Genomic DNA, 3,238 nt, shown 5'->3' on the forward strand with positions numbered 1-3,238 from the left:
CCGACATGGTGACGATCGACGCGACCAACAGCAGCAACGAGATGCCGAAGGCCAAATAGTCCCAGCGCATAAAGTCGTAGACTTTACGGCCGTAGTTGAGTTGCTCAACAGTATAATCCTGTGCCACAACGCACTCCTCAGATAGACAGCTTGTTAATGCGTTTGCCGCCGTAAAGCAGGTTGACGATGGCACGGGTACCGACAATCGCGGTGAACATGGACGTCGCCACACCGATAGCGGTGGTGATCGCAAAGCCTTTGATCGAACCGGTGCCCACTGCGTACAGGATGACCGCGGTGATCAGGGTGGTGATGTTGGCATCGACGATACTGGAGAACGCGCCTTTATAGCCCTCATGGATCGCCTGCTGAACGGACCGGCCGTTCTTCAGCTCTTCCTTGATACGTTCGTTAATCAGTACGTTGGCGTCAACCGCCACCGCCAGCGTCAACACGATCCCGGCGATACCCGGCATGGTCAGCGTCGCCCCCGGCAACAGGGACATCACGCCGACGATCAGCACCAGGTTGGCGACCAGCGCCGTGGTGGCGATCACGCCGAACTTACGGTACCAGACCACCATGAAGACGATGGACGCCACCAGGCCCCACAGACAGGCTTCCAGACCTTGGGTGATGTTCTGCTGACCCAGGGTTGGACCGATGGTGCGCTCTTCGACGATCTGAATCGGCGCGATCAGCGCACCCGCACGCAGCAGCAGCGAAAGCTGACGCGCTTCGTTCGGGTTGCCGATGCCGGTGATGCGGAAGCTGTTGCCCAGACGCGACTGAATGTTCGCCACGTTGATCACTTCTTCCTGTTTCACCAGCACCGCACGGCCGTTAGCGTCTTTCTTGCCGCTGTCCTTATACTCCACGAACAGGGTCGCCATCGGCTTGCCGATGTTATCCTTGGTGAAGTTGGACATGGACGTGCCGCCGGCGCTGTCCAGCGAGATGTTAACCTGCGGCTGGTTGTATTCGTCGGTGCTCGAGGTGGAGTCGGTGATGTGGTCACCGGTCAGGATCACGCGCTTGTACAGCACGATCGGCTGGCCGTCACGGGTGTATTTCACCTCGGAGTCGCCCGGCACGCGGCCGTTGGCCGCCGCAGTGGCGTCCGCATTGGTGTTCACCAGACGGAACTCCAGGGTCGCGGTGGCGCCCAGAATTTCTTTGGCGCGCGCGGTGTCCTGAATGCCCGGCAGCTCAACCACGATGCGGTCGGCGCCCTGGCGCTGCACCAGCGGTTCGGCGACGCCGAGCTGGTTGACGCGGTTACGCAGGATGGTGATGTTCTGCTGGACGGCGTATTCGCGCGCTTCACTCAGACGGGCGTCCGTCAGGTTGGCTTTCATGGTGTTGGCGCCGTTGGCGGACAGCACCAGATCGCGTTGACGCGGACCGATGTAGCTGATGGCCTGATCGCGAGCCGCATCGTCGCGGAAGCGAACTTCCACGCCGTTGTTGTCCAGCTTGCGGATAGACGCGTAAGGAATGCCCTTCTCGCGCAGCTCGCTGCGCAGGGTATCCATGGTCTGTTCCTGCAGCTTGCTCAACGCGGTGTCCATGTCCACTTCCATCAGGAAGTGTACGCCGCCGCGCAGGTCCAGGCCGAGTTTCATCGGCTCTGCGCCCAGCATGGCCAGCCAGGTCGGCGTGGCCGGCGCCAGGTTCAGCGCCACGACGAATTTGTCACCCAGCTCAGTCACCAGCGCTTCGCGGGCGCGCAGCTGAACGTCAGGATCTTTAAAGCGAGCCAGGATGGCGCCATTTTCCAGCGCAATCGACTTGCTCGCGATGTTGTCTTTTTCTAATACGGTACGGACCTGGTCCAGCGTAGTTTCACTGGCGGCGACGCCGCGCGCGCCAGTGATTTGTACGGCCGGATCCTCACCGTAGATGTTGGGAAGCGCATAAAGCAGACCGACGAGGATCACGACGATCAACATCAGATACTTCCACAAAGGATAACGGTTTAGCACGGCAATTCCCTTCGGGAAAAAAGATTACAGGGCCTTCATGGTACCTTTCGGCAGAACGGCCGCCACGAAGTCACGCTTGATCATCACTTCCGTGGTGTCGTTCAGCGCGATGGCGATGATGCCGGTGTCGGCCACTTTGGTCACGCGACCGATCAGGCCGCCGGTGGTCAGCACTTCGTCGCCTTTACCGATGGAGTCCATCAGCTTCTTGTGATCTTTCGCGCGCTTCTGCTGTGGGCGCAGGATCATGAAGTAGAAGATCAGGCCGAACACCACCAGCATAATGATCAGAGAGTACGGGCTTCCCTGAGCCGGAGCCCCTGCGGATGCGACGGCGTCAGAAATGAAAAAGCTCATTGAAATTCCCTCATTAAGTTATCAATTATTAGATCAAGCGTTTAAAGGCGGAATCGGCTTGCCGATCCGACCATAGAAATCCGCAACAAACTGCTCTAATTTACCCTCTTCGATAGCCTGGCGTAAACCCGCCATCAGGCGCTGGTAGTGACGCAGGTTATGAATTGTGTTCAGTCGAGCACCCAATATTTCGTTGCAACGGTCGAGATGGTGCAAGTAGGCGCGGCTGTAATGGCGACACGTGTAGCAATCACAGTCCTTATCCAGCGGAGAAGTATCATCCTTGTGCTTGGCATTACGGATTTTTACCACACCGTCAGTCACGAACAAATGGCCGTTGCGGGCGTTGCGGGTCGGCATGACGCAGTCGAACATGTCGATGCCGCGACGCACGCCTTCCACCAAATCTTCCGGCTTGCCGACGCCCATCAAATAGCGTGGCTTATCTTCCGGAATTTGCGGGCAAACGTGTTCAAGAATGCGATGCATATCCTCTTTCGGCTCGCCTACAGCCAAGCCGCCCACAGCGTACCCGTCAAAGCCGATATCCACCAGCCCTTTGACGGAAACATCACGTAAATCTTCGTAAACGCCGCCCTGAATGATGCCGAACAGCGCATTTTTATTTTCCAGCTCGTCGAAACGCTGGCGGCTGCGCTGCGCCCAACGCAGCGACATTTCCATCGAACGCTTGGCGTAGTCCCAGTCGGCCGGGTACGGCGTGCATTCATCGAAAATCATCACGATGTCGGAACCCAGGTCATACTGGATTTCCATCGATTTTTCCGGGCTCAGGAACACCTTGTCGCCGTTGATCGGGTTGCGGAAGTACACGCCTTCCTCTTTGATCTTGCGCATCGCCCCCAGGCTGAACACCTGGAAACCGCCGGAGTCGG

The 3,238-nt window shown here is 58.1% G+C and carries 3 protein-coding genes and 1 pseudogene; all 4 read right to left on the bottom strand.

Annotated features, from left to right (window positions below; genetic code table 11):
• Positions 1–127, bottom strand: a pseudogene (locus tag ADK28_RS31250) (protein translocase subunit SecF); the annotation flags it as partial.
• A gap of 10 nt (positions 128–137) precedes the next feature.
• Entirely contained in the window at positions 138–1,985 is a 1,848-nt protein-coding gene (gene secD / locus ADK28_RS04015) for a protein translocase subunit SecD (RefSeq protein ID WP_004940390.1), read from the bottom strand.
• Positions 1,986–2,009: 24 nt separating this feature from the next.
• Entirely contained in the window at positions 2,010–2,342 is a 333-nt protein-coding gene (gene yajC, locus ADK28_RS04020; RefSeq protein WP_004940391.1) for a preprotein translocase subunit YajC, read from the bottom strand.
• Positions 2,343–2,375: 33 nt separating this feature from the next.
• A partial coding sequence (gene tgt, locus ADK28_RS04025; RefSeq protein WP_048794954.1) for a tRNA guanosine(34) transglycosylase Tgt occupies positions 2,376–3,238 on the bottom strand: 863 nt, incomplete at its 5' end.

This window comes from Serratia sp. 506_PEND (assembly GCF_001076875.1).
Classification (GTDB): domain Bacteria; phylum Pseudomonadota; class Gammaproteobacteria; order Enterobacterales; family Enterobacteriaceae; genus Serratia; species Serratia marcescens.

What these genes read in the sequence shown, in the direction of transcription:
- yajC (WP_004940391.1), bottom strand. Translation starts at nt 2,342, where the DNA reads ATGAGCTTTTTCATTTCTGACGCCGTCGCATCCGCAGGGGCTCCGGCT.